Annotated in this window: 21 protein-coding genes and 2 tRNA genes; 10 read left to right on the top strand and 13 right to left on the bottom strand. The window is 70.9% G+C overall.

Annotation, left to right across the window (positions count from 1 at the left end; all coding sequences use genetic code 11):
• Window position 1 precedes the first annotated feature (1 nt).
• From aroA to OG485_RS28260, 3 genes are all read left to right on the top strand, one after another.
• Entirely contained in the window at window positions 2-1342 is a 1341-nt protein-coding gene (aroA, locus tag OG485_RS28270) for a 3-phosphoshikimate 1-carboxyvinyltransferase (protein ID WP_328671319.1), read from the top strand.
• Window positions 1343-1358: 16 nt separating this feature from the next.
• Window positions 1359-2372, top strand: a complete 1014-nt coding sequence (gene rsgA, locus OG485_RS28265; RefSeq protein WP_328671318.1) for a ribosome small subunit-dependent GTPase A — start codon at window positions 1359-1361, stop codon at window positions 2370-2372.
• Window positions 2373-2488: 116 nt separating this feature from the next.
• Window positions 2489-2812, top strand: coding sequence for a DMT family transporter (locus tag OG485_RS28260; protein WP_326785614.1), 324 nt, complete (start codon window positions 2489-2491; stop codon window positions 2810-2812).
• Window positions 2813-2912: 100 nt separating this feature from the next.
• Here OG485_RS28260 and OG485_RS28255 read toward each other — a convergent pair whose 3' ends face one another.
• The gene (locus OG485_RS28255; protein ID WP_328671317.1) at window positions 2913-3521 is read right to left on the bottom strand and encodes a TetR/AcrR family transcriptional regulator; all 609 of its coding nucleotides are present in this window, start codon (window positions 3519-3521) and stop codon (window positions 2913-2915) included.
• 225 nt (window positions 3522-3746) lie between these two features.
• On the opposite strand from OG485_RS28255, the gene hisN reads away from it, so the two are divergent.
• The 4 genes from hisN (at window position 3747) to OG485_RS28235 (ending at window position 6466) form a co-directional block, all read left to right on the top strand.
• A complete protein-coding gene (gene hisN / locus OG485_RS28250; protein WP_326785616.1) occupies window positions 3747-4547 on the top strand; it encodes a histidinol-phosphatase in 801 nt (266 codons plus the stop codon).
• Window positions 4548-4737: 190 nt separating this feature from the next.
• Complete coding sequence (locus OG485_RS28245; RefSeq protein ID WP_328671316.1) at window positions 4738-5100, top strand: hypothetical protein; 363 nt, start codon at window positions 4738-4740, stop codon at window positions 5098-5100.
• Between the two features lie 321 nt (window positions 5101-5421).
• Window positions 5422-5814: a CBS domain-containing protein gene (locus tag OG485_RS28240; protein WP_326785618.1), complete on the top strand. Its 393-nt coding sequence runs from the start codon at window positions 5422-5424 to the stop codon at window positions 5812-5814.
• Window positions 5815-6043: 229 nt separating this feature from the next.
• Window positions 6044-6466, top strand: a complete 423-nt coding sequence (locus OG485_RS28235; protein ID WP_326785619.1) for a Fur family transcriptional regulator — start codon at window positions 6044-6046, stop codon at window positions 6464-6466.
• 181 nt (window positions 6467-6647) lie between these two features.
• Here OG485_RS28235 and OG485_RS28230 read toward each other — a convergent pair.
• From OG485_RS28230 to OG485_RS28215, 4 genes are all read right to left on the bottom strand, one after another.
• Window positions 6648-6721: transfer RNA gene (locus OG485_RS28230), tRNA-Met, on the bottom strand.
• 185 nt (window positions 6722-6906) lie between these two features.
• On the bottom strand, window positions 6907-8757 hold the full coding sequence (locus OG485_RS28225; protein ID WP_328671315.1) for a tetratricopeptide repeat protein: 1851 nt from the start codon (window positions 8755-8757) through the stop codon (window positions 6907-6909).
• Window positions 8758-8986: 229 nt separating this feature from the next.
• Window positions 8987-9060 (bottom strand) — tRNA-Met (locus OG485_RS28220).
• Between the two features lie 42 nt (window positions 9061-9102).
• On the bottom strand, window positions 9103-12090 hold the full coding sequence (locus OG485_RS28215; RefSeq protein ID WP_328674698.1) for a UPF0182 family membrane protein: 2988 nt from the start codon (window positions 12088-12090) through the stop codon (window positions 9103-9105).
• A 164-nt stretch (window positions 12091-12254) separates the two neighbouring features.
• Between OG485_RS28215 and OG485_RS28210 the strand changes: the two genes are divergently transcribed.
• Window positions 12255-12797 carry a PPA1309 family protein gene (locus tag OG485_RS28210; protein ID WP_328671314.1) on the top strand — a complete coding sequence of 181 codons (543 nt, stop codon included), beginning with the start codon at window positions 12255-12257 and terminating at the stop codon, window positions 12795-12797.
• 72 nt (window positions 12798-12869) lie between these two features.
• Here OG485_RS28210 and OG485_RS28205 read toward each other — a convergent pair whose 3' ends face one another.
• The 4 genes from OG485_RS28205 to OG485_RS28190 all read right to left on the bottom strand — a co-directional run bounded on the left by OG485_RS28205 (window position 12870) and on the right by OG485_RS28190 (window position 16557).
• Window positions 12870-13967 carry a YlbL family protein gene (locus tag OG485_RS28205; protein WP_328671313.1) on the bottom strand — a complete coding sequence of 366 codons (1098 nt, stop codon included), beginning with the start codon at window positions 13965-13967 and terminating at the stop codon, window positions 12870-12872.
• Between the two features lie 268 nt (window positions 13968-14235).
• Window positions 14236-14421 carry a hypothetical protein gene (locus OG485_RS28200; protein ID WP_326785623.1) on the bottom strand — a complete coding sequence of 62 codons (186 nt, stop codon included), beginning with the start codon at window positions 14419-14421 and terminating at the stop codon, window positions 14236-14238.
• 160 nt (window positions 14422-14581) lie between these two features.
• On the bottom strand, window positions 14582-15043 hold the full coding sequence (locus OG485_RS28195; RefSeq protein WP_328671312.1) for a molybdenum cofactor biosynthesis protein MoaE: 462 nt from the start codon (window positions 15041-15043) through the stop codon (window positions 14582-14584).
• Window positions 15044-15441: 398 nt separating this feature from the next.
• A complete protein-coding gene (locus OG485_RS28190) occupies window positions 15442-16557 on the bottom strand; it encodes an SDR family oxidoreductase (RefSeq protein ID WP_328671311.1) in 1116 nt (371 codons plus the stop codon).
• Between the two features lie 190 nt (window positions 16558-16747).
• Here OG485_RS28190 and OG485_RS28185 point away from each other — a divergent pair, with 190 nt between their 5' ends.
• Both OG485_RS28185 and OG485_RS28180 read left to right on the top strand, forming a co-directional pair.
• Window positions 16748-18178, top strand: coding sequence for a zinc-dependent metalloprotease (locus OG485_RS28185; protein ID WP_328671310.1), 1431 nt, complete (start codon window positions 16748-16750; stop codon window positions 18176-18178).
• Window positions 18175-18696 (top strand): NUDIX hydrolase, encoded by a 522-nt coding sequence (locus OG485_RS28180; RefSeq protein ID WP_328671309.1) that lies wholly within the window; start codon window positions 18175-18177, stop codon window positions 18694-18696. Before OG485_RS28185 ends, OG485_RS28180 begins: the two co-directional genes overlap by 4 nt.
• A gap of 106 nt (window positions 18697-18802) precedes the next feature.
• Here OG485_RS28180 and OG485_RS28175 read toward each other — a convergent pair whose 3' ends face one another.
• The 4 genes from OG485_RS28175 to OG485_RS28160 all read right to left on the bottom strand — a co-directional run bounded on the left by OG485_RS28175 (window position 18803) and on the right by OG485_RS28160 (window position 22650).
• Entirely contained in the window at window positions 18803-19558 is a 756-nt protein-coding gene (locus OG485_RS28175; RefSeq protein ID WP_328671308.1) for an AIM24 family protein, read from the bottom strand.
• A 16-nt stretch (window positions 19559-19574) separates the two neighbouring features.
• Window positions 19575-20255, bottom strand: coding sequence for an AIM24 family protein (locus OG485_RS28170; protein WP_326785629.1), 681 nt, complete (start codon window positions 20253-20255; stop codon window positions 19575-19577).
• A gap of 11 nt (window positions 20256-20266) precedes the next feature.
• Window positions 20267-21925 (bottom strand): TerD family protein, encoded by a 1659-nt coding sequence (locus OG485_RS28165; protein WP_328671307.1) that lies wholly within the window; start codon window positions 21923-21925, stop codon window positions 20267-20269.
• A gap of 128 nt (window positions 21926-22053) precedes the next feature.
• Window positions 22054-22650 carry a M48 metallopeptidase family protein gene (locus OG485_RS28160; protein ID WP_328671306.1) on the bottom strand — a complete coding sequence of 199 codons (597 nt, stop codon included), beginning with the start codon at window positions 22648-22650 and terminating at the stop codon, window positions 22054-22056.
• Between the last annotated feature and the right edge of the window lie 202 nt (window positions 22651-22852).

Here is a 22852-nt window from a genome sequence, read left to right as displayed (position 1 = left end):
CATGACCGTGAACCCCGCCCACACCGCCCTCTGGCCAGCCCCGCACGCAAGCGGAGCCGTCGACGCGACGGTTCACGTGCCGGGGTCCAAGTCGGTCACCAACCGCGCTCTCGTCCTGGCCGCGCTGGCCTCCGAGCCGGGCTGGCTGCGCCGCCCGCTGCGTTCCCGCGACACCCTGCTGATGGCCGGCGCGCTGCGCGCGATGGGCGTGGGCATCGAGGAGACCGTCGCCTCCAGCTCGACGGTCGCGGCGGGCCCGGACTCCTCCGGCGAGGCCTGGCGGGTCATCCCCTCGGGCCTGCGCGGTCCGGCCACGGTCGACGTCGGCAACGCCGGCACCGTCATGCGCTTCCTTCCCCCCGTCGCCGCGCTCGCGGACGGCCCCATCCGCTTCGACGGCGACCCGAGGTCGTACGAGCGTCCGCTGCACGGCGTGATCGACGCGCTGCGCCTGCTCGGCGCCCGGATCGACGACGACAGCCGCGGCGCTCTTCCGCTGACGGTGCACGGCGGCGGCGCCCTGGACGGCGGCCCGGTGGAGATCGACGCGTCGTCGTCCTCCCAGTTCGTGTCCGCCCTGCTGCTCTCCGCCCCGCGCTTCAACCAGGGCGTCGAGGTCCGGCACACCGGCTCGACCCTCCCGTCCATGCCGCACATCCGGATGACCGTCGACATGCTGCGCGCGGTCGGCGCCCAGGTGGACACCCCGGAGTCGGGCGGCGAGCCGAACGTGTGGCGGGTGACGCCGGGCGCGCTGCTCGGCCGCGACCTGATCATCGAGCCGGACCTGTCGAACGCCCAGCCGTTCCTGGCGGCGGCGCTGGTGACCGGCGGCACGGTCGTCGTCCCCGACTGGCCGGCCCACACCACCCAGCCCGGTGACCGGCTGCGGGAGATCTTCACCGAGATGGGTGGTTCCTGCGAACTGACCGAGACGGGGCTCCGGTTCACCGGTTCGGGTGCCATCCACGGCATCGACGTGGACCTGGGCGAGGTCGGTGAGCTCACCCCGGGCATCGCCGCGGTCGCGGCGCTCGCCGACTCCCCCTCCACGCTGCGGGGCGTGGCCCATCTGCGGCTGCACGAGACGGACCGGCTGGCCGCGCTCACCAAGGAGATCAACGAACTCGGCGGCGACGTCACCGAGACCGCGGACGGCCTGCACATCCGGCCGCGCCGGCTGCACGGCGGCATCTTCCACACGTACGACGACCACCGCATGGCGACGGCCGGCGCGATCATCGGGCTGGCGGTGAGGGGCGTCCAGATCGAGAACGTGGCGACGACGGCGAAGACCCTGCCCGACTTCCCCGACCTGTGGACCGGGATGCTCGGGAACTGACGGGCGGACCTGGATCATGCGCCGATACGGCAAGAACACCGACGAGGACGACATCCGCCAGCGCCCGAACCGCAAGGGCAACCGTCCGCGTACGAACATCCGCCCCAAACACGAGGAGGCCGTCGAGGGCATGGTCCTCACGGTCGACCGCGGCCGGCTGACCTGTCTGGTCGAGGGCCGCGCCGTGGTGGCCATGAAGGCACGCGAACTGGGCCGCAAGGCCGCCGTCGTCGGCGACCGGGTGGCCATCGTCGGCGACCTGTCCGGCGAGAAGGACACCCTCGCCCGCATCGTCCGCATCGCGCCGCGCGGCTCGGTGCTGCGCCGCACGGCCGACGACGACGATCCGTACGAGCGCGTGGTCGTCGCCAACGCCGACCAGCTCGCCATCGTCACCGCCCTCGCGGACCCCGAGCCGCGCCCCCGGCTGATCGACCGCTGTCTGGTGGCGGCCTTCGACGGCGGCCTGACCCCGCTCCTCGTGCTCACGAAGTCGGACCTGGCCCCGCCGGACAAGTTCCTGGAGCTGTACGGAGCGCTGGACATCCCGTACGTGGTGACCAGCCGCGAGGAACTGCGCAGCGAAGCCGCCGCCGACCGTGTGCGCGAACAGCTGAACGGCAAGATCACGGCGTTCGTCGGTCACTCGGGCGTCGGCAAGACGACCCTGGTGAACGCGCTGGTGCCGCCCGAGCAGCGCCGCACGACCGGTCACGTCAACGCGGTCACGGGCCGCGGCCGGCACACGACCACCTCGGCACTGGCCCTGCCGCTGGCGGGCAGCGCCGGAGGCTGGCTCGTCGACACCCCGGGTGTCCGTTCCTTCGGCCTGAACCACGTCGATCCGTCCCGGGTCATCAACGCCTTCCCCGATCTCGAACCGGGCACCGAGGGCTGCCCCCGGGCGTGCAGCCACGACGAACCGGACTGCGCGCTCGACCAGTGGGTGGCCGACGGCCACGCCGACCCGCAGCGGCTGTACTCGCTGCGCCGGCTGCTGTCCACACGCGAGCGCCGCGAGGGCGACTGACGTCCCCGTGTTTGCGCGTGCCCGTGGTCGGTAAGGGCTTCTCCGGGTCGGTGAATGCATAATCGCACCGACCCGGGCCGGGCCGGCAGTCGACGTGCGATGCGGGAGGACAAGACATGGCGTGGCTGCTGGTCGTTGTGGCGGGACTGCTCGAAACCGGCTTCGCCGTCTGTCTGAAGCTTTCCCACGGTTTCACCAGACTCTGGCCCACCGTGGCCTTCTGCGTCTTCGCCCTCGGCAGCTTCGGGCTGCTGACGCTTTCCCTGAAGAAGCTCGACGTCGGTCCGGCCTACGCGGTGTGGACCGGCATCGGCGCGGCGGGCACCGCCATCTACGGCATGATCTTCCTCGACGACCTGGTCTCGGTCCTCAAGATCGTCTCGATCAGCCTGGTCATCGCCGGTGTCATCGGGCTCCAGCTCTCGGGGTCGGCGCGCTGAGCACGCGTCCTTGAGTACGCGCACCTGGGCACGTACGCCTTGAGTGCGCGCCCCCTGAGTGCGCACCCCCTGGCGGCAGTTGGGCCCGAGGTCCCCGCCCTCAGACTCCGAGCCGGTGGGACGACGCCAGCGCGGTCCTGACCAGTTCCGCGGCACCGCCCCGGGCGGGCGGCGCGACGACGCACGACAGCGCGAGCCGGGTGACCAGTTCGCAGGTCCGGGTGACCTCGGGGATGTCCGCCCGGGACAGGGCGAGCGCGGCGACCACGCGGTCGCGGACCAGTACCACTAAGTCGGCGGGCGAGGGCAGCGGTCCGTCGGCCCGCCGCTGCGCGGGCACCGGGGACGACGAGGGCACGGCGGACAGCTCGGGCGAGGGCAGCCGCTCGCTCCAGCTTCCGGTCAGCATCGCCCGCACCAGCGCGTTGCTGCGGGCCGTCGAGGTGGTCCACTCGGCGGTCGCGGCCAGCCTGTCCCGCGCGTCCGTGTGAGCGGCCAGGGCCCGGTCGACACCCGCGAGATAGGCGTCGGCCTCCCGCCGTACGAGGGCGCGCGCCAGGCCTTCCTTGCTCCCGAACTCGTTGTACAGCGTCTGGCGTGACACTCCCGCCACCGCGGCCACATCGACCATCCGCACCGCGGACCACGGCCGGCGCGCGAGTGCCGTATAGGCGGCGTCCAAGAGCGATTCGCGCGCTGCGGGCATCATCGCCTCCTCGGGGCGAGCGGCTCTGGAGCCAGGTTTGACGCGTGCGGGAGCACTGTCAAGGGGTCGCGGCGGCCCCGTGGGGCGCGCACCCGAAGCCGTGCGCGCCCGGACCGGGCACGAGCCCCGGGGCCCGCTCTCCTGCCGGGGCGCCGCCGCGGCCGGGCCCGCGGATCACCTGCCGGTCCTGTGTAGCCCCGTCACGACGCGGGCAGATACGGTTCACCCATGCCCGACTACCGCGATGACCTGCGCCTCGCCCATGTCCTGGCGGACGCCGCCGACGCCGCGACGATGGACCGCTTCAAGGCGCTCGACCTGAAGGTCGAGACCAAGCCGGACATGACACCGGTGAGCGAGGCGGACAAGGCCGCCGAGGAACTCATCCGCGGCCATCTCCAGCGGGCCAGGCCGCGCGACGCGGTCCTCGGCGAGGAGTACGGCATCGAGGGCACGGGCCCCCGCCGCTGGGTCATCGACCCGATCGACGGCACCAAGAACTACGTCCGCGGTGTGCCCGTGTGGGCCACGCTGATCTCCCTGATGGAGGCGGGCGAGGGCGGCTACCAGCCGGTCGTCGGCGTCGTCTCCGCCCCCGCGCTCGGCCGTCGCTGGTGGGCGGCGAAGGGGCACGGCGCGTTCACCGGCCGCAGCCTGTCCTCCGCGTCCCGTCTGCGGGTGTCCGAGGTCTCGCGGATGGCCGACGCGTCCTTCGCGTACTCCTCGCTGTCCGGCTGGGAGGACCAGGGCCGTCTGGACGGTTTCCTCGATCTCACGAAGGCGGTCTGGCGCACCCGCGGTTACGGCGACTTCTGGCCGTACATGATGGTCGCCGAGGGCTCGGTCGACATCTGCGCCGAACCCGAGCTGTCGCTCTGGGACATGGCGGCGAACGCGATCATCGTGACCGAGGCCGGCGGCGCGTTCACCGGCCTCGACGGACGCCCCGGCCCGCACAGCGGCAACGCGTCCGCGTCGAACGGCCTCCTCCACGACGAGATGCTCGGATATCTGAACCAGCGCTACTGAGTGGCGGGCGGCGGCCGTGCCGTGACTGTGACTCACACGGTTCGTCGGTCGGTGTCGTGCTGCGGACAGGCCTGAGGAAGCACTCGCCGAACGGCCCGCTCCGCCGCCCACCGTGTCGCCGGCACCCGACGGTCCCGTGCGAGGGTTCCGGCCACGCGGCGCCCGGACTCTCTGGCTGACCGCCGGGATCGTGATCGGCGCCGATGCCGTCGGGCCGGCGTGGAATCTGTCCGGACCCGCGGACGACCAAGCGTTCACGCTGGTGGGGCAGGTCCAGGTCGCGGGCGCTCCCGGAGCCTCGGGGTCGTGCGCCGGAACTCACGAGTACGGCGACCTCGACAAGGGGGCGCCGGTGACCGTCTTCGACGCGGCGGGCAGGGTCGTCGCGACCGGGTCGCTCGGAAGCGGCGCCTGCGACACCTCCGCGAGGTGCGTGTTCCCGCTGCCCGTACGGGGAGTACCGGGCGGCTCGGCGTCGTACTCGGTGCAGATCAGCCTGCACGGGAGACGGAGATCACGAACAAGACGGCGCGGACGGGGTGGCTGGTCGTGAAGCTCCCGCTCAAGTGAGCCGGCCCCGGGCGTACGGGCCGCGCCCGAGACGAGCCGCCTCGGGGCACCGCACGCTGTCGCGTTCCGCCGGAGGTGTCTCGAACCGGCGGTACCCCCGGGGCGCCCGAGCAGCCCTGCCGGACCCCGGGACTGCTGAGCAACCCCGGGCGCCCCCGAACTCGCGGCACGCGCCCCCTTGTTGACCCTCTCTTTAACTGCGACCCTGAGAGCTCCCCCACTTGTGAACTTGTGAACCGCTTCTCTTTGCGCTCCGTAGAGGAGCCGGGGAGCCTGCGGCTCACCGAGGAGGTGGCTCCAGCCCATGCTCGTCCGCGACGCCATGAGCACGGTGGTCCTCACCATCGGCCCGGCACACACCCTCCGCCAGTCGGCCCGTCTGATGTCCGCGCGCCGCGTCGGCGCGGCCGTGGTCCTCGACGAGGACTCGTCCGGCCTCGGCATCCTCACCGAGCGCGACATCCTCAACTCCCTCGCCCACGGCCAGAACCCGGACTCGGAGACAGCCGGCAGCCACACCACCACCGACGTCGTCTTCGCCGCGCCCACCTGGACCCTGGAGGAGGCCGCGGCCGCGATGTCGCACGGCGGCTTCCGGCACCTGATCGTGCTCGACGGCAGCGGCCCGGTGGGCATCGTCTCGGTCCGCGACATCATCCGCTGCTGGGCGCCCGCCCGGCAGCAGGTACCGGCCTGAGCGGACCGCCAGGTCCGGCGCGAGCACGTCGGCGGACCTGAACGGACCGGCGGATCCCGTCCTGGCACCCAGGCGGGCCTGAACTCCCGGGCGGATCCCGGAGGTTCAGGCCCGCCGTCCACACCCGGCACACCGGACTCACCCCGGAGATGGATGCTGTCCAAGTCAGGTCGAGATCTAAAATCACACTCATTCGGGATCTGGTTAACCTGCTGTTAGGCTGACCGGTATGAGTGACCTGTTGGAACGCCTGCGCGGACGTGGATGGCGTATGACCGCGCAGCGACGTGTCGTGGCCGAGGTCCTCGACGGCGACCACGTCCACCTGACGGCCGACGAGGTGCACGCCCGCGCCGTGGCCAAGCTGCCCGAGATCTCCCGGGCGACCGTCTACAACACGCTGGGCGAGCTGGTCTCGCTCGGCGAGGTGCTGGAAGTCGCCACGGACAAGCGCGCCAAGCGCTACGACCCGAACGCGCACCGTCCGCACCACCACCTGGTGTGCGCCCGGTGCGGGGCGATCCGCGACGTCCATCCGATCGGCAACCCGCTCGGCGATCTCCCCGACTCGGAGCGCTTCGGCTTCACCGTCTCGAACGTCGAGGTGACCTACCGCGGCGTCTGCCCCGACTGCGCGGCCATGGCGGCGTAGAGGCACGCGAACGCCCACACACGCATACGAGCCCCGGCACGCCACGCGCGCCGGGGCTTTTCGTTCCCTGTCCCGCGCTGTCGGCTGTTTCCTGTTCGCTGTTCGCTGTCGCGTTTCCGCGCAGGGACCGCAAACGCACCGAGGGCCGGAACCCTTTCGGATTCCGGCCCTCGGCCTTCAGTAGCGGGGACAGGATTTGAACCTGCGACCTCTGGGTTATGAGCCCAGCGAGCTACCGAGCTGCTCCACCCCGCGTCGATGAACTGAACAGTACGTCAAGAGCGTGGCCCGCGCAAATCCGTTGAACAGGGGGTCCGACGGTCGTCCCCCGGCCCCCGGCGCCCCGCTCCCCGACACCCCGGCAGCCCCGCGCCCGGATCGGCTCCCCAGGCGACGGGGCCCGGCAGGGTGCCCGGTCGGTCCGGACACCCTGCCGCCCCTCACGCGGACAGTTCCTCCCGCAAGGCGTCCCGCAGCCGCGCCGCCCGCTCGGACACCTCCGCCGGCCCCAGCGACACGGCCCGGTCGGCCCAGCGCTGCCCCTCGGCGAGCTCCCCGCGCCGCGCGTACACGAGCGCCAGCCGGAGCGCCGCCCGCCCGTGGCCCGCGTCGGCCGCGCGAGTCCACCACAGCGCCGCTTCCGGCTCGCTCCCCTCGCGGGCGAGCAGCAGCCCGAGGTTGAAGGCGCCGTTGCGCGACCCGGCCTCGGCGGCCTCGCGGTACCAGCGCGCCGCCTCCACCACATCGCCCCGCGCGGCGGCCAGCATCCCGACCCGCACCTGCGCGCGCCGGTGCCCCTGGGACGCCGCCCGCTCGTACCACTCCTCGCATTCGCTCTTCTCCTGCGCGGGCTCCCCGAGTTCGTGCGCGGGCGCCGGGGGCCGCCGGGCGTCGAGCACGGCGGCGAGCCGGTAGGCGGCCTCCGCGCTGCCCCCTCCCGCGGCGCACCGCAGATGCCGCTCGGCAGCCGGCTCGTCGCCCTCCCTCAGCCGCGCGATGCCCACCTGGAGCGCCGCCTCCGTGTGTCCGGCGGCGGCGGCACGCTCGTACCACCGCAGCGCCGCGGCGTCGTCGCCCTCCGTGGCGCGTCCCGCGTGCAGGATGCCGAGGTTGAACGCGGCGTCCACGCTCCCGGCCTCCGCGGCCTTGGAGAACCACGGCTCGGCCCCGGCCGCGTCGCCGCCCTGGAGCAGCAGGATCGCCAGGGCGTTGGCGGCCTCGCGGTGACCGGCGTACGCGGCCCTGCGGTACCACTGCTCGGCCTGCGCGGTCCGCCCCTGCTCGGCGCAGAGCAGCCCGAGGTTGTACGCGCCGTTCACGTCGCCCGCGTCCATCGCAGCCCGGTACCACCGCTCGGCGGTCTGGGTCTCACCCCGCTCGGCGTGCAGCGCGCCCAGCGCGTTGGCGGCGTTCCCGTCCCCGTCCTGCGCGGCCCGCAGCCACCAGACGGCGGCGCTGTCGGGGTCCCCGGCGTCGCGCAGCAGGAATCCGAGGGCGCACGCGGCGCGCGCCTCCCCGTCCTTGGCGGACGTCAGATACCAGCGCCCGGCCTCCTTCAGGTCGCCGCGCTTCTCCAGGATCGCCCCGAGATGCAGTGCGGCCCTGCGGTGTCCGCGCGCGGCGGCCTGCCGGTACCACTGCTCGGCGGCCTGTCCCGCGGCTCCGATGACACCGTTGTCGCCCACGGCCTCGCCCGAGTCCAGGGCCTTGCGGTCGAGTGCGCGCGCCAGCCGGTACGCGGCCTCGCGGTGCCCGCGCTCCGCGGCGGCCCGCATCCACTGCTCGGCACCCACGTCGCTACGATGCTCCAGCAGATCGGCGAGGGCGTACGCGCCCAGGGCGTGCCCCTGTTCGGCGGACTGGCGCAGCCAGTACTCGGCGGCGGGCTCGTCACCGCGCTCGCGGTGGTGCCGGCCGAGCGCGTGCGCGGCGGCGGCACTGCCGGCCACGGCGGCGATCCGCCACCATCCGGCGGCCTCGTCGGCATATCCACGCTGATAGAGGAGGACACCCAGGTTGTTGGCGGCGGCACGGTCGCCCGCGGCGGTGGCCGCGCGCAACTGCGGTTCGGCCGCGTCGAGATCGCCGCGGCGCAGCAGCATGGCCCCGAGGACGCTCATCGCCTCGACGTCGCCGGCTTCCGCGGCCGACCAGCGGCGCGCTTCCTCGGCAGCCTCGCCGGTCTCGTCCCGGTCGGAAGGCTGCGTGAGATCCACAGGCCGCTCAAAGTCGGCAGACTGCGCAAACCGCCCTGTATCCAACAGAGTTGCCTTGTCCCCCATAACGTCCATCGTCGCACCACCTGCAAACTGGGTACACCTGGTATACCGCAGCCAGTTAGGTCACTTCAGCGTTTTGTCGACATGCCCACAGAGAGACAAGTCAAACACAGATCGCCCAACTGCCCTCGCATGTCGCGGCACTTCACACGAGTCGCCAGGTCACCGGGTACGCCCCGGCGTGGCGTCACACACGTCGAAGGCCCGGATCCATGAACTGGATCCGGGCCTTCGACTTCAGTAGCGGGGACAGGATTTGAACCTGCGACCTCTGGGTTATGAGCCCAGCGAGCTACCGAGCTGCTCCACCCCGCGCTGTTGTTCCTCAACCGTACCACGGCGCGGGGTGGGTCCTGATCAGCTGCTTCCGGAGCTCTTTTCGCTGCTCGGGCTGCTGCTGGGGCTGCTGCTCGGACTGGGGCCGCCGCCGGTACCGCCGCTCTTGTCGGTGCCCTTGCCGTCCGTCTTGTCCGCGCCTGAACCGCCGGCTGCCTTGTCCGCCTTGGCCTGCGCGTCCTCGGCCCGCTTCAGTGCGTCCTCAAGGTCCTTCTGGGCCTCGCCGTACGCCTTCCAGTCACCCTTCTTGAGGGCTTCCTGCCCCTGGTCGAAGGCCTTCTGCGCGTCGGCGAGCGCGGCCTGGACCGTCGGGTTGCTCGACGTGGGCGGTTTCGTGGTGCCCTCGTCCGGCGGCTCGGTCGAACTCTCCGCTCCGAAGACCTTGTTGAGCGCCTGACCCAGCGTGTCCTCGAAGGCGGTGTTGCCTCCGTAGGTCACCAACACCTTGCGCAGCAGCGGGTACTTGAGGTCGCCACCGCGGACGTAGACCGGTTCCACATAGAGCAGTCCGCCGTCCAGCGGAACGGTCAGCAGGTTGCCGTACTCGACCTCCGAGTCGCCGCCTCTGAGGAGCCTGATCGACTCGGCGATGGACGGCTCGGAGTTGAACTGGCTCTGCACCCGCTTGGGTCCGTCGACCGTTCTGCCGGTCGGCAGTTTCAGAATGCTGATCTTGCCGTAACCGGGCATCCCCGCCTCGGCGTTGACCGACACGAACGCGCTCAGGTTGTCCCGGCCGTTCGGTGTCATCGTCGTCGTCAGCGAGAACGCCTGCGACGACTTCCCCGGCAGCTTCATGCTCAGGTAGTACGGCGGCACCGCGCTGCCCGACTTGTTGGTCGGGTCGTCCGGGACCTGCCACACCTCACTGCCGCTCAGGAACGTCTGGGCGTCCTTCACGTGGTAGCGGGTGAGCAGTTCGCGCTGGACCTTGAACAGGTCCTGCGGATACCGCAGATGGGCCATCAGCGCCGGCGAGATCGACTTCTTCGACTCCACCGTGTTCGGGAACGCCTTCATCCAGGTCTTCAGGACCGGGTCCTTGGTGTCCCACTGGTAGAGCTTGACGTCGCCGGTGTACGCGTCGACGGTCGCCTTCACCGAGTTGCGGATGTAGTTGACCTGGTTCTGCTGGGCCACCACCGCGCGCTGGTTGTTGGCCGCCGTCAGCGAGTCCGCCGTGGTGTCACCGAGCGTGGTGCGCGAGGCGTACGGATAGCCGTTGGTGGTGGTGTACGCGTCGACGATCCACTGGATCTTCCCGTCGACGACCGCCGGGTAGGCGTCGCCGTCGATGGTCAGCCAGGGGGCCACCGCCTCGACCCGCTCCTTGGGCGTGCGGTTGTAGAGAATCCGCGAACCCTCGCCGATCGCGCCCGAGTACATGATCTGCGGCTCGCCGAACGCCACCGCGTACGCTGCACGGTTGACCGGGCTGGAGAGGCTGATGCCGCTCTTGCCCTTGTAGCTGGTGGTCTTCTCACCGTTGTCGTCGGAGTAGTCGATCTCCTTCTGGGGACCGCCGACGATCGAGTACTGGGTGGTCTTCTCCCCGTAGTAGATCTGCTGCTGGTACGCGCCCAGGTCGCCCTTGGACGGCAGGTCGTACTCGGTGAAGACCGGGCGGCCCTCGCTGTCGGCCGTGGTGCCCTTGGACGCGACGACGCCGTATCCGTGCGTGTACCGGAAGTGGTCGTTGATCCAGTTGCTCTTCGGGATGCCCGCGAGGTTCAGCTCGCGCAGACCGATGACCGTGTCCTGGTCCTTGCCGTCCTTGGTGTACCGGTCGACGTCCAGGTTCGACGGGAAGCCGTAGTAGTTCCGCACCTGCTGGAGCTGCTGGAAGGTCGGCGACACGATGTTCGGGTCCATCAGCCGGATGCTGGCGACGGTGTCGGCGTCGTCACGGAGCTCGGCCTTGTCCTCGGTGTCGCTCGCCCCGGCGTAGTCCTGCACGTCGGTGCCGGCGATCCCGTACGCGTCGCGGGTCGCCTTGAGGTTCTTCTCGACGTACGGCGCTTCCTTGGCCTGCTCGTTCGGCTCGACCTGGAACTTCTGGACTATCGCGGGGTACAGGCCGCCGATGAGGACGGCCGAGAGCACCATGAGGCCGAAGCCGATCACCGGCAGCTGCCAGGTGCGCCGCCACAGCGTCGCGAAGAAGAGCAGCGCGCAGATGACGGCGATGCAGAACAGGATCGTCTTGGCCGGCAGGTACGCGTTCGCGTCGACGTACCGCAGACCCGTCCAGTTGCCGGTCGCCTTGAAGTCACTGGACTTCACCGCGAGCCCGTACCGGTCGAGCCAGTAGGCGACCGCCTTCAGGGCGACGAAGACGCCGAGGAGCACCGAGAGGTGTCCGGTGGCCGCGGCCGTGGCACGCGCTCCGGGGCTCGTGATCCGCAGACCGCCGTACAGGTAGTGCGTGAGCGCGGCGGCGATCAGGGAGAGCACGGCGGCGGCGAAGCCGAAGCCGAGCAGGAAGCGGTACCAGGGCAGGTCGAAGGCGTAGAACGAGACGTCGAGGTGGAACTGGGGGTCCTTCTGGTGGAAGGGAACCCCGTTCACCCACATCAGCCACGTGCGCCACTGGCCCGAGGCGGACGCGCCGGCGATCAGCCCCACCAGGGAGGTGATCGCGAGCAGCAGCCAGCGCTTGTAGGGCGCGATGCCCATGCGGTACCGGTCGAGGCTCTGCTGCTCCATCGACATGGCGCTCAGCGGCGGGCGCAGCCGGTGCGCCAGCCAGATGTTGAAGCCCACCGCGGCCGCCATCAGCAGACCGAAGACGAAGAAGAGCCCGATCTTGGTCCACAGTGTGGTGGTGAAGACCGACGAGTAATGAACCGAGCGGTACCAGAGCCAGTCCGTCCAGAACCCCGCGAACATGACGAAGGCCATGGCCAGTACGGCCAGCACGCCCAGTGTCATGAGCAGGGTCCGGACACGCCGGGACGGCCGGCCCACTCTGATCCGCGGCCCCGTCGGGCCTCCGCCGCGGTCCGGCATCTGGAAAGCCAAGGTGCGCACCTCGAAGTCGCTGTCGAATCCTTCAGGCCTCCATGTCGGAGGACCGTCAGCAAGGCTCCGTGATCGAGGAGCCTCATCTATGCAACTTACTCACGCTTTACTCGGTTCCCGATTCAGGTTACGAACGAGGCAGGATTGTGACCATGTCCAACACTCCCATGGCAGCGAGCCCCCTGACCCGGGCCGTACTCGAGATCGACGAGTACGCATCCGGCCTCGGCTGGGACCAGCCCGCCCGCCTCTTCGCCCTCGTAGACACCGCCCGGCTGCGGGCCCAGGAACCCGGCCTCGCCGCTCAGCTCGGCCTGGAGCACGAGCAGGAGACCACCGGTCTCACCCCCGTCGAGCAGGAGGAGATCCCTGCCGGCAAGCCGCTGGACGAGTTCCTCGGCACCATCGCCTGGCCCGACGCCGTCGTCGGCTGCGCGCTCACCGTGGAGCGGCTGATGCTGCCGCCGTCCGCGGAGAACTCGGTCCCGGAGGGGCTGAGCGGCAAGAAGCTCACCCAGTGGGTCGCGGCACACCCGGACCGCCAGGAGGTGCGCATGACGGTCGGTGTCCTGCGCGACGGCACCCGTGACTCGGCGCTGCGGCTGCGCGAGAAGGACGCGGCGACGGAGGTGCTCACCGGCTCGGGCCTCGTGCCGGGCCTGGCGGAGGCGCTGTCGGCGACGTTCGCGGACTGATCCGCGCACGGACGCGGCAGGGGGCGCCCCGCGACTCGCGAGGCGCCCCCTGCCGCGGGCGGGCGGTGTCCGTCAGCCCTTGGTGCCGCACTTGGGCAGGTCGGCCGTCCGGCCCGCGTCGATGTCCTTGAGGGCCTTCATCGCGTCGTCGAGGGTGTCGACCTTGACGAGCCTGAGCCCGTCGGGGGTGTCCTTGGCGGCCTCGGCGCAGTTGTCCTTGGGCGTCAGGAAGTACTGGGCGCCCTTGTTGCGCGCGCCGACCGTCTTCATGTCGATGCCGCCGATCGGGCCGACCTTGCCGTCGTCGTCGATGGTGCCGGTGCCGGCCACGAACTTGCCTCCGGTGAGGTTCCCCGGAGTGAGCTTGTCCACGATGCCGAGCGAGAACATCAGACCCGCGCTCGGGCCGCCGACGTCGGCGAGCTTGATGTCGATGGTGAACGGGAACGTGTGGTCGATCCCGGCCGAGATCCCGACGACCGCGCGGTCGGCGCTGTCGTCGTCGGACTTGACCGTGGTGATCGTCACATCCTTGGTCGCGGTCGCCGTCGTGTGTTCCTTCGTGGCGGCGGCCTGCTCCTTGGCGGGCACGATCCTGAACACGACCTTGTCACCGGGCTTGTGCTTGGTGACGAGTTTCCCGACGTCCTCGGGCTCCTTCACGGCCGTACCGTCGACGGCCTTGATCACGTCACCCGCGTGCAGCCGTCCCTCGGCCGGAGAGTCCTTGACGACGGTGGAGACGATCACCCAGGACTTCACGGGGATGCCCAGTTCATTCAGGGCGGACACCTTGGCGCTCTCCTGCGACTGGCTGAACTCCTCGGCGTTCTCCTGCGTCGACTGCTGCTCGGTCTTGCCGTTCGGGTAGAGCGTGTCGTGCGGCACGATCTTGCTGTCGTGCGCCAGCCAGCCGTACACGGCCTCGACGAGGTTCATGTTGTAGTCGGCGCTCGTGACCCGGACCGTGGTCATGTTCAGGTGTCCGGTCGTCGGATACGTCTTGCGGCCCGAGATCTGCAGCACCGGCTCACCGTCGTGGTCACCCAGCGTGTTCACCGTGGGACCCGGTGACATCTCCGAGTACGGCACTTTGATGAACACTCCCGCGCACAGGAGCGCGATCAGGATCAGAGTGGAGGCGAGCATCGTCGCGGTGCGGCGTGGCATGGAACGACAGTACGGGACGGTGGTGTAAGCGCACCGTCGGGGCCGTCCGTACGTGGTGGGTCCAGAACGCGCCCGAAAGGCACGAAAATACGTGTTCCGGGCGGCACCCCGAGGTGCTCCGTGAGGTCCGGGCCGCCCAGGGCCTCTCAAGCCGGCCCGGGACCTTTCCTGGCGTGCTCGGGATGGATCGGAACCGCCCGGGACAGCGGACACGGCCCCTCGAACACACGGACGCGTCGCGCGAGCCCGGGGGACCGAACGGTGGACCTCAGAGCGCGTCGGAGTGTGACTTCTCCCGGGCGTCGGTCCGCTCCATGGCCTCACGGAAGCGCGTGTATCCGGCGAGCTCGACACCGTCTCCCGCGGCCTTGCGATTCCGACCGGCCCAACTGCCCCACAAACCGGCACCGATCGCGGCCATCAGCGGAATCAGCAACCAGGCAAGCGCCGCCATGTCGACCTCCCAACCCCAAGAGCGACCGCTACTGACTGATCAGCAGATTAACCATCCGCAGTGTCAACGCTCGCGGCAGGGCCCCGGTTACGCAACCGGACGGCGGTTATCAGTCGATCGGACCAGGGTGGGTGCCGGTCGCCGGGGGATCCGGCCGCTCTCAGCAGGCGCCCACCCATTCCTGCGAGCCGTCGGAGAACCTCTGGTGCTTCCAGATCGGCACCTCGTGCTTGAGGTCGTCGATGAGCTTGCGGCAGGCCTCGAAGGCCTCGCCACGGTGCGGGCAGGACACGGCGACGATGACTGCCAGGTCCCCGACCCGCAGGTCGCCCACCCGGTGAACGGCTGCCAGCGCCCGCACCGGATAGGCGGCCGCCACCTTCTCCGCGACGCGACGCATCTCCGCCTCGGCGGTGGGGTGGGACGAGTACCCGAGCTCGTCGACGTCGGCGCCGCCGTCGTGATTCCGCACGGTCCCCACGAACAACGCGGTCCCCCCGGCGGCGTCGTCCCCCACCGCCTTGAAGACCTCGTCCAGGGAGAGCGGTTCGTCGCGGATCGCGAGCAGCCTGATCGGGTCCTGCGCGGCCCGCTCACCGGGGTGGTCGTAGGTAGATGCCATGCCCCCATCGTGCCGCACCCCGCCGACCCGGTGGAATACGGCTTTCACCTGGCACGCACGCGTGCCGCTTGGATGCTCCTCCAGACAGCCCGGCACGACACAGCTCAGCTCAGCCCGGCGCGGTGCGGCGGGGTCGGTGCCGGGGCCGACGCGCCCAGCCCAGCACGGTCGGGCACGGGCTCAGCGCGGCACAGCTCAGCCCGGCACGGCGCTGGCTCAGCCCTGCACTGCCCGGCTCAGCGCGGCATGGCACGGCACGGTTCAGCACTGCACCGCCCGGGCCGGCGTCGGCCCACGGCCCGGCGCGACGCGGCCCGTCGGGGACCGGCGCCGCCCGTCGAGAATCGGCGTGGCTTGTCGGCGGTCACCCCGGTGGCGTAGCGGCGCGGACCCGTTTGTCAGAACCTGCGCCGGGCCTTCCGGGCCCGGCGGACCACCGCCGCCGCGCCCAGCAGGGCCACCGTCGCGCCCGCAGCGCCCGCCGCGGTCGCGTCCTTGCGGCCCAGCCGCCGGCCGGCCACCGTGTGGCGCCCCGCGACCTCCTCCAGCAGCTCCGCCAGGACCTCCTCGTTGGTCCAGCGCGGCCGCCACCCGGCATCGTGCAGGCGGCTCCCGCTCACCACCCAGGGGTACATCGTGTAGGCGAGGTCCCCGGCGGGCGAGGGAGTGAGCCCGATCCGGTGAAGCCGGGCGGCGGCGCCCAGCGCGACCGCGGAGGGAAGCTCCATCCGCCGGATCCCGCTCAGCTCCTCCACCTCCTCCTGCTCCAGCCAGCCGTCGCACCCGACGGCCAGCTCGCCCTCGACCTTCTCGACGACCGCGTACTCCAGCGCGGCGCACAGGTCCTCGACGTGACAGAACTGCCACGCGGGCCTCGACCCCGTCACGACCAGCAGCCGAGGAGACTCGAAATACCTGGTCAGCGCGGTGTCCGTACCGCCGCCGACGAGTACCGCGGGCCGTACGACGGTCACGTTCAGCCCGGGGTGCGCACGCGGCGCGCGGCGCGCGAGCCGCTCGATCTCCAGCAGGTCGCCGACGCCCGTCGCCTCCGCCGTCGCCCGCAGTTCGGCGTCCTCGGACAGGGGCAGTTCGTTGTCGGGCAGCGCTCCGTAGACCATCGCCGACGTGCACAGCACGACCCGGTGGACCCCGGCCGCCGCGGCGGCGGTGAGCACGGTCTGCGTCCCCCGGACGTTGTAGGCGGTCCGGGCCGCCGCGTCCGTCTCCAGATCGAGGTCGAGCGCCAGATGGACCACGACGTCCGCCCCGCGCAGTTTCTCGGCGATCGCCGGGTCCCGGACGTCCAGGATGTGCCACTCGGCGTCGGCGCACTCGCCGCGCCGCTCGTCGATGGCGACGACCCGCTTGATCTCCTCGCTGGCGGCCAGCCGCTCGGTGAGCAGCGCGCCCACACCGGCCGCCGCGCCGGTGACCGCGACGACGGGGCCGCGCGAGGCTGGGCTGGTTGAGTGGTTTCGCGCTGCGCGAACCTGCGGATCTGGGGAACTCACCGGGCGTCTCCAGCGGTTGTCTTCAGTAATGGACGCGTCTGACGCGTCCCTACCAGTTGGCATCCATCCTGCCGCAGGCGACGAGTCGGCGAAGCACCGAGGCCCGATCGGGTTCAGGTGTCTACGCTGGGTGGTGTTGTGGGCAGCCGCCGTCGGAACGAACCGGCGGCCTTACCAGCCGAGGAATCCCGTGAGTGACACCCCATTCGGATTCGGCCTTCCGCCGGAGGAGCCGGACAACGGCGACGAGGGCAAGAAGAAGGACCAGCAGAGCGGTGGTGGTCAGGGACCGTTCGGTTTCGGGCTGCCCGGAGCCGGAGGCCCAGGAGCCGACAATCCGCTCGCAGCCATGTTCGGTTCGATGAACCCGAACGACCTGGGCGCCGCGTTCCAGCAACTGGGACAGATGCTCTCGTACGAGGGCGGCCCGGTGAACTGGGACATGGCCAAGCAGATCGCCCGGCAGACGGTCGCCCAGGGCACCTCCGACGGCACCAAGGACGCGAGCGTCGGACAAGCCGAGCGGCTCGCCGTGGAGGAAGCCGTCCGTCTGGCCGATCACTGGCTGGACGACGCGACGTCCCTGCCGTCCGGTGCCGCCTCCGCGCTCGCGTGGAGCCGCGCGGAGTGGGTCGAGGCGACCCTGCCGGTGTGGAAGGAGCTCGTCGACCCGGTCGCCGAGCGGGTCGGCGCGGCCATGGGCGATGTGCTGCCCGAGGAGATGCAGGCCATGGCGGGCCCGCTGATCGGCATGATGCGTTCCATGGGCGGCGCCATGTTCGGTACGCAGATCGGCCAGGCTGTCGGCGTGCTCGCCGGAGAGGTCGTCGGCTCGACCGACATCGGTCTGCCGCTCGGCCCGGTCGGCAAGGCCGCGCTGCTGCCGCTGAACATCGAGTCGTTCGGCAAGGACCTGAGCGTCCCCCAGGAAGAGGTACGGCTCTACCTCGCCCTGCGCGAGGCCGCTCACCAGCGCCTCTTCGCTCACGTGCCGTGGCTGCGCTCGCACCTGTTCGGCGCTGTCGAGGGATACGCGCGCGGGATCAAGGTCGACACCGCGAAGCTGGAGGACGTGGTCGGCCAGTTCGACCCGCAGAACCCCGAGGAGCTCCAGCAGGCACTCCAGCAGGGCATGTTCCAGCCCGAGGACACGCCGGAGCAGAAGGCGGCGCTGGCCCGCCTGGAGACGGCGCTCGCTCTCGTCGAGGGCTGGGTCGACGCGGTCGTCCACTCGGCGGCCAAGCCCCGGCTCTCGTCGGCCGACGCGCTGCGCGAGACGCTGCGCCGCCGCCGCGCCACGGGCGGTCCCGCCGAGCAGACGTTCGCCACGCTGATCGGTCTGGAGCTGCGCCCGCGCCGGCTCCGCGACGCCTCCCGTCTGTGGGCCTCGCTCACGGACGCGCGCGGTGTCGACGGCCGGGACGGCCTGTGGGCCCACCCGGACATGCTGCCGACGGCGTCCGACCTGGACGACCCGGACGGCTTCGTGCACCGCGAGCACATGGACTTCTCGGAGCTCGACAAGATGCTCGGCGAGGCCGCGAGCGGCACCGCCGAGAAGCCGGACCTGAAGAAGCACGACGACGCGGAGGACTCCGGCGAGGGCGAAGGCGCCGAGTGAGCCTGCACGACGACGCGGCCCTCGTGCTGAAGAGCCACGAGGGCCAGGAAGAGCTGCGCCAGGTCTATCTGGACCACCTGTCCGCGCACCCGGACGGGATGTGGAAGTCCTGCCAGGCCGGACATCTCACGGCGAGCGCCCTGGTGATGGACCCGTCACGCGGCCGCGTCCTGCTGACGCTGCACCGCAAGCTCCGGATGTGGCTGCAGATGGGCGGACACTGCGAGCCGGGCGACTCGACCCTGGCCGACGCCGCCCTGCGCGAGGCGACCGAGGAATCCGGCATCGAGGGTCTGACCCTCCTGCCGGGCGGTCCCGTGACACTGGACCGGCACGCCATCCCGGCGCCGTGCCACTGGCATCTGGACGTCCAGTACGCCGCCCTCGCCCCGGCCGACGCCGTCGAGGCCATCAGCGACGAGTCCCTCGACCTGCGCTGGTTCGCCTACGACGAGGTCGCCGAGGCGGCGGACGATTCTGTCGTACGACTCCTGGAGGCGGCCCGCGCCCGGCTGTGACCGGCATGCGGTCGGGCAGGGGTAAGGGGCGACCGCCCTTGCGATCGCCCCTTACCCCTGCCCGACCTCCGCTCGCCCGGCCCGTCGCTTCCGGGCCGGGCGGACGTCAGCTCCAGGCGTTGCCCTGGTTCTGCGCCTGCACGCCCTGCTGCCCCATGCCGTACTGGGCACGAAGCCCCTGGCCGATCACCGCGTTCTGCGGCGGCAGCAGTTCACTGGGCTGAATGAGCGCGTAACCGCTGCCCATGAAGCTGAGCTCCCAGCCCTCACCGGTGTTGCCCCGGCGCCGCCACACTCCGGAGGAATGGGTCTGGGCCTGCATCTGCACGCGCAGACCGGTGGACCACGCGACGATCGCGTCGGCGTCGCAGTTGACGTACTTGTCCGGGGTGACCTGCATCATCAGCGGCATCCCGGAGGTCATCAGCGCGACCTTGCCGCGTCCCGTGATGTTGAGCTGGTACTTGCCGGAGCCGGAGATGCCGTACTGGCTGTCCACGGCGATGACCTCGTGGTGCAGACCGGAGTCCATCGCCAGCACGTAACTGCTGTCGACGGTGAGGCCGTCCTGGTCCACGTCGACCACGTGCACGTGCTGGCCGAGGTTGGCGAGGTAGACCGTGCCCTGCCCGTGGCAGCGCATCAGGTCGAGGCCTTCGCCGGTGTACGCACGCGAGCGGCGCTGGCCGTTGTTCTGGTACTCGGCGTCGAACTCGACGAGACCCTGGTACGCGACCATGGTGCCCTTGCGGGCGAGGATGTCGTCGTGACCCTCCAGGACGACGCGCAGCATCTGCGAGTTCTGCAGGCTGTAGCGGTCCTGGGTCTGCTGCTCGTTGTAGCCGAAAAGCGGGCTCTGCATGATGTCCTGCTCCCCCTCAGCCCCGGACTCGGAGGCGGTCTGTGCTGTCCTCGCTGGGCTGGACGACGACGATGCCCTGCCCGGAGAACGCCATCTGGTACGCCTCGCCGCTGCCGCGTCCGATCAGCGACTGCGCCTTGAAGCTGCGCTTGCCCTTCACCTTGAGGTTCGGGGACCAGGCGACGAGCGCGTCCGGGTCGACGTACGTCTCGTCCTCACCGCCGCCGCAGTCGACGACGATCGGCTTGCCGCGGGAGGTGAGCGCGACCCACCCCTGACCGGAGATCTTGGTGTTCCACAGGCCCTGTCCGGCGAACTTGGCGAGCCCCTTCACCCGCTCGACGCCCCACGTGAGGTGAGCGTCGAAGGCGAGCAGATTCGTCGCGTTGACGGAGATCGCGTCCCCGTTGAGATTGATCACGACGACGTTCGCCCCGTAGTCGGCGAGGTAGAGCAGGCCGTCGCCGGAGCACTTCATGAGGGGCGCGCCCTCGCCGGTCATCCAGTCGCGGGCGATCTGGCGTACGGCGGGCGGGTTGGGCTCGTACTGGACGAACCCTTCGTAGGCGACCATCGACCCCACGCGCGCGAGGAGGTCGTTTCCGGTCTGCATGGCGACCTTCAGCATGTGATTGCCGTGGTTCTCCATGCGCGCGGTGACGGGCGCAGGGGCAAAGCCCGCGAGTGGCTGGTTCATGACGGGCTCCCTCAGACCTCGTACGGCTGGACGACGACGAAATTGCCTGGCGCGGCACGGAACTGGAGGTTCACGCTCTCCCCGGTGTCACCGGCGTAGGCGTTCCGGCGCATCCTCACCTGGCTGGAGACGATCACCTGCGCGGCGGCGGACCAGGCGACGACGGCGTTGCAGTCGGCGAACGTCGTGGGCGTCACCGGCAGGACCACGGGCGCGCCGTGCGTCTTGACGACGATGGTGCCCGTCCCCTGGAACTGCATCGTGAACAGCGCGCCCCCGGGGATGCCGTGCCCCTCGATGCGGCGAACCTCGTACTGGAGGGACTCGTCGAAGGCGAGAACGTTCTCCGCGGAGACGCAGATCGCGTCCCCCTGGAGCTCGATGGGGTGCACATGGGTGGCGTTCTCGGCGAAGAACACCTGGCCCTGGCCGGTGCAGCGCATCAGCTGCATCTCCTGGCCGGTTGTGTTGCCCACGATCCGGCCGGCGAATCCGGCGCCCTTGTAGCTGAAGTCGACCTTGCCCTGGTACAGCACCATGCTGCCCTGGCGGGCGAGTACGGGCTGGCCTCCGATGCCGAGGTCGACACGGATGAGCTTCTTGTTCTGCGGAGTCCACCGCTGACCGGTGGGCGTCTCCTTGAAGGCTCCCAGCGCCGCGGCCACACCGGCCCCTCCCTGCGGAGCGCCCTGGGGTGCGCCGTAGGGGGACGGGGCGCCGGGCTGGCCCGGGTACTGCCCTGGTGCCTGCCCGGGGATCTGGCCGTACGGCGGCTGCTGGCCGTAGCCGGGGGGCGCCGTCGGGGGCTGCTGACCGTATCCGGGAGGAGCGGTCGGTGCCTGCTGGCCGTAGCCGGGCGGGGGACCGGGCGGCTGCCCGTAGGGCGCGGGGCCCGGCGGCGGGACGGTGCCGCCCGGCGGGGTGTGCAGCGGCGCCACGATCGTCGGCGCGCCGTGCATCGAGGGCGCGGGTGCGGGCGTGGGGGCGTGCGGCGCGGCCCCGGGGGGCGGCGCGAAGCCCTGCGCGGGCGCCGGAGCGGGCGCCGGAGGCGCGCCGAACGTGGGCGTGGGGGCACTCTGGGCGGGCGGGGCGAAGGACGGCGCGGCGCCCGGCTGCTGCTGCGGTGCGGCGGCGGGCTCCTCCTCGGCGACCTCGCCGCCGAAGTTCTTCAGCAGCGCGTCGAGACCGCCGTCGAAGCCCTGTCCCACCGCGGCGAAGCGCCAGACGTCCTTGAGGTAGAAGTCGCCCAGCATCACGGCGCGCTCGGTGGAGAACTCGGCACCGCTGAACGCGTACCGGGCCACCTCCTCGCCGCCCGCGACGACGCGGAGGTATCCGGGAGCGATCTGCGACATCTGTCCGGCGCCGTCGATCGTCGCCGTGAACGACAGCTTCTGGATCTGCGCCGGAATCCGGTCGAGAGTGACCCGGAAGGACTCCGTGTCGCCCGACTGCGCGCCGAGGAGCTGGATGGACTCCTCGGGGGACTTCGGCTGGTTGAAGAAGACGAAGTATTGGTCGTCCGACAGCCGTTCGTCGGCGTCCAGACCGAAGCAGCTGATGTCGAAGGTGAGTCCGGGGCCGGTGATCTGCACGCCTACGTACAGGTCCGTGCCCGCGGTGAGGTCACTGATCTTGGCCTTGTGGCCGCGTTGGAATTCCCTGGCCATGCGTAACGACCGTCCCCCATCCCGAATGCGAGTGCGTCGCGCCAGGCTAACGGCAAAGTCCGGAAGTGGACGAAGCCGGTACAGACCCGGTACACAATCGCACTCCGGACGGGACGGTCCGCGCGCCCCTACTCGTCGCGTGCCGCCGGGAGGTGGGGCAGCCGCTCCGCGGCGACGACGCCCTCGAGATAGCCGCGGGCGCGCTCGGTGCGCGGATAGGCCTCCAGGAGCCGCCAGAATCGGGGGCCGTGACCGGGTACGAGCAGATGGGCGAGCTCGTGGAGGAGGACGTAGTCGACGACGTACTCGGGCATGCCCTGCAACCGGTGCGACAGGCGGATGCTGCCCTCGGCGGGGGTGCAGGAGCCCCAGCGGGTGTTCTGGTTGGTGACCCAGCGCACCGACTTGGGCCGCGCGCGACCGTCGAAGTAATGGGCCGACAGCCGCTCGGCGCGTTCGGCCAGCTCGGTGTCGCCGAGCACCCGTCGGCTTTCCTGGGCGGCCAGTTTGTCGAGCATGACGGTCACCCAGCGCTTCTCCTCCGCCTCGGACATCCGGGCGGGGATGAGGACGACGGTGCGGTCGCCCTCGCGGTACGCGGAGACCGTTCTGCGCCGTCGGGCGCTCCTGCGGACCTCGATCGCGCTCGCCCCCGAACCGCTCGGCGGCGGGCTCGTCGTGCTGCGCTGTGTTGTCGCGGCGCTGTGCGGTGGGTCGGCGGGCACGCCCCGACGTTACCTGCTGCACATGGCTGAAGTCCCGCCCCCGGGACGGTTCGATGCCGATCCGCGCTCTGCCCGTCTGATTCGTACGACGAACGGTGCCGTCTGTGGACAACTTTCGGCGGGGTCCGGCGGGCACGGGCATGCTGGCACTCGGTCCGCGCTGCGGGAGTGCGTCGCGGACATACGGGGACGTTCTACGGGT

It is taken from the genome of Streptomyces sp. NBC_00328, from assembly GCF_036139655.1.
Taxonomy (GTDB): domain Bacteria; phylum Actinomycetota; class Actinomycetes; order Streptomycetales; family Streptomycetaceae; genus Streptomyces.
Note: the sequence above shows the minus strand (reverse complement) of the source record. Positions and strands in the feature narration are given on the sequence as shown.

What these genes read in the sequence shown, in the direction of transcription:
- aroA (WP_328671319.1), top strand. Translation starts at nt 2, where the DNA reads ATGACCGTGAACCCCGCCCACACCGCCCTCTGGCCAGCCCCGCACGCA.
- OG485_RS28195 (WP_328671312.1), bottom strand. Translation starts at nt 15,043, where the DNA reads ATGGCATCTACCTACGACCACCCCGGTGAGCGGGCCGCGCAGGACCCG.
- OG485_RS28255 (WP_328671317.1), bottom strand. Translation starts at nt 3,521, where the DNA reads ATGATGCCCGCAGCGCGCGAATCGCTCTTGGACGCCGCCTATACGGCA.
- OG485_RS28210 (WP_328671314.1), top strand. Translation starts at nt 12,255, where the DNA reads ATGTCCAACACTCCCATGGCAGCGAGCCCCCTGACCCGGGCCGTACTC.
- OG485_RS28175 (WP_328671308.1), bottom strand. Translation starts at nt 19,558, where the DNA reads ATGCAGAGCCCGCTTTTCGGCTACAACGAGCAGCAGACCCAGGACCGC.
- OG485_RS28235 (WP_326785619.1), top strand. Translation starts at nt 6,044, where the DNA reads ATGAGTGACCTGTTGGAACGCCTGCGCGGACGTGGATGGCGTATGACC.
- OG485_RS28165 (WP_328671307.1), bottom strand. Translation starts at nt 21,925, where the DNA reads ATGGCCAGGGAATTCCAACGCGGCCACAAGGCCAAGATCAGTGACCTC.
- OG485_RS28240 (WP_326785618.1), top strand. Translation starts at nt 5,422, where the DNA reads ATGCTCGTCCGCGACGCCATGAGCACGGTGGTCCTCACCATCGGCCCG.
- OG485_RS28205 (WP_328671313.1), bottom strand. Translation starts at nt 13,967, where the DNA reads ATGCCACGCCGCACCGCGACGATGCTCGCCTCCACTCTGATCCTGATC.
- OG485_RS28260 (WP_326785614.1), top strand. Translation starts at nt 2,489, where the DNA reads ATGGCGTGGCTGCTGGTCGTTGTGGCGGGACTGCTCGAAACCGGCTTC.
- OG485_RS28200 (WP_326785623.1), bottom strand. Translation starts at nt 14,421, where the DNA reads ATGGCGGCGCTTGCCTGGTTGCTGATTCCGCTGATGGCCGCGATCGGT.
- OG485_RS28170 (WP_326785629.1), bottom strand. Translation starts at nt 20,255, where the DNA reads ATGAACCAGCCACTCGCGGGCTTTGCCCCTGCGCCCGTCACCGCGCGC.
- rsgA (WP_328671318.1), top strand. Translation starts at nt 1,359, where the DNA reads ATGCGCCGATACGGCAAGAACACCGACGAGGACGACATCCGCCAGCGC.
- OG485_RS28215 (WP_328674698.1), bottom strand. Translation starts at nt 12,090, where the DNA reads ATGCCGGACCGCGGCGGAGGCCCGACGGGGCCGCGGATCAGAGTGGGC.
- OG485_RS28225 (WP_328671315.1), bottom strand. Translation starts at nt 8,757, where the DNA reads ATGGACGTTATGGGGGACAAGGCAACTCTGTTGGATACAGGGCGGTTT.
- hisN (WP_326785616.1), top strand. Translation starts at nt 3,747, where the DNA reads ATGCCCGACTACCGCGATGACCTGCGCCTCGCCCATGTCCTGGCGGAC.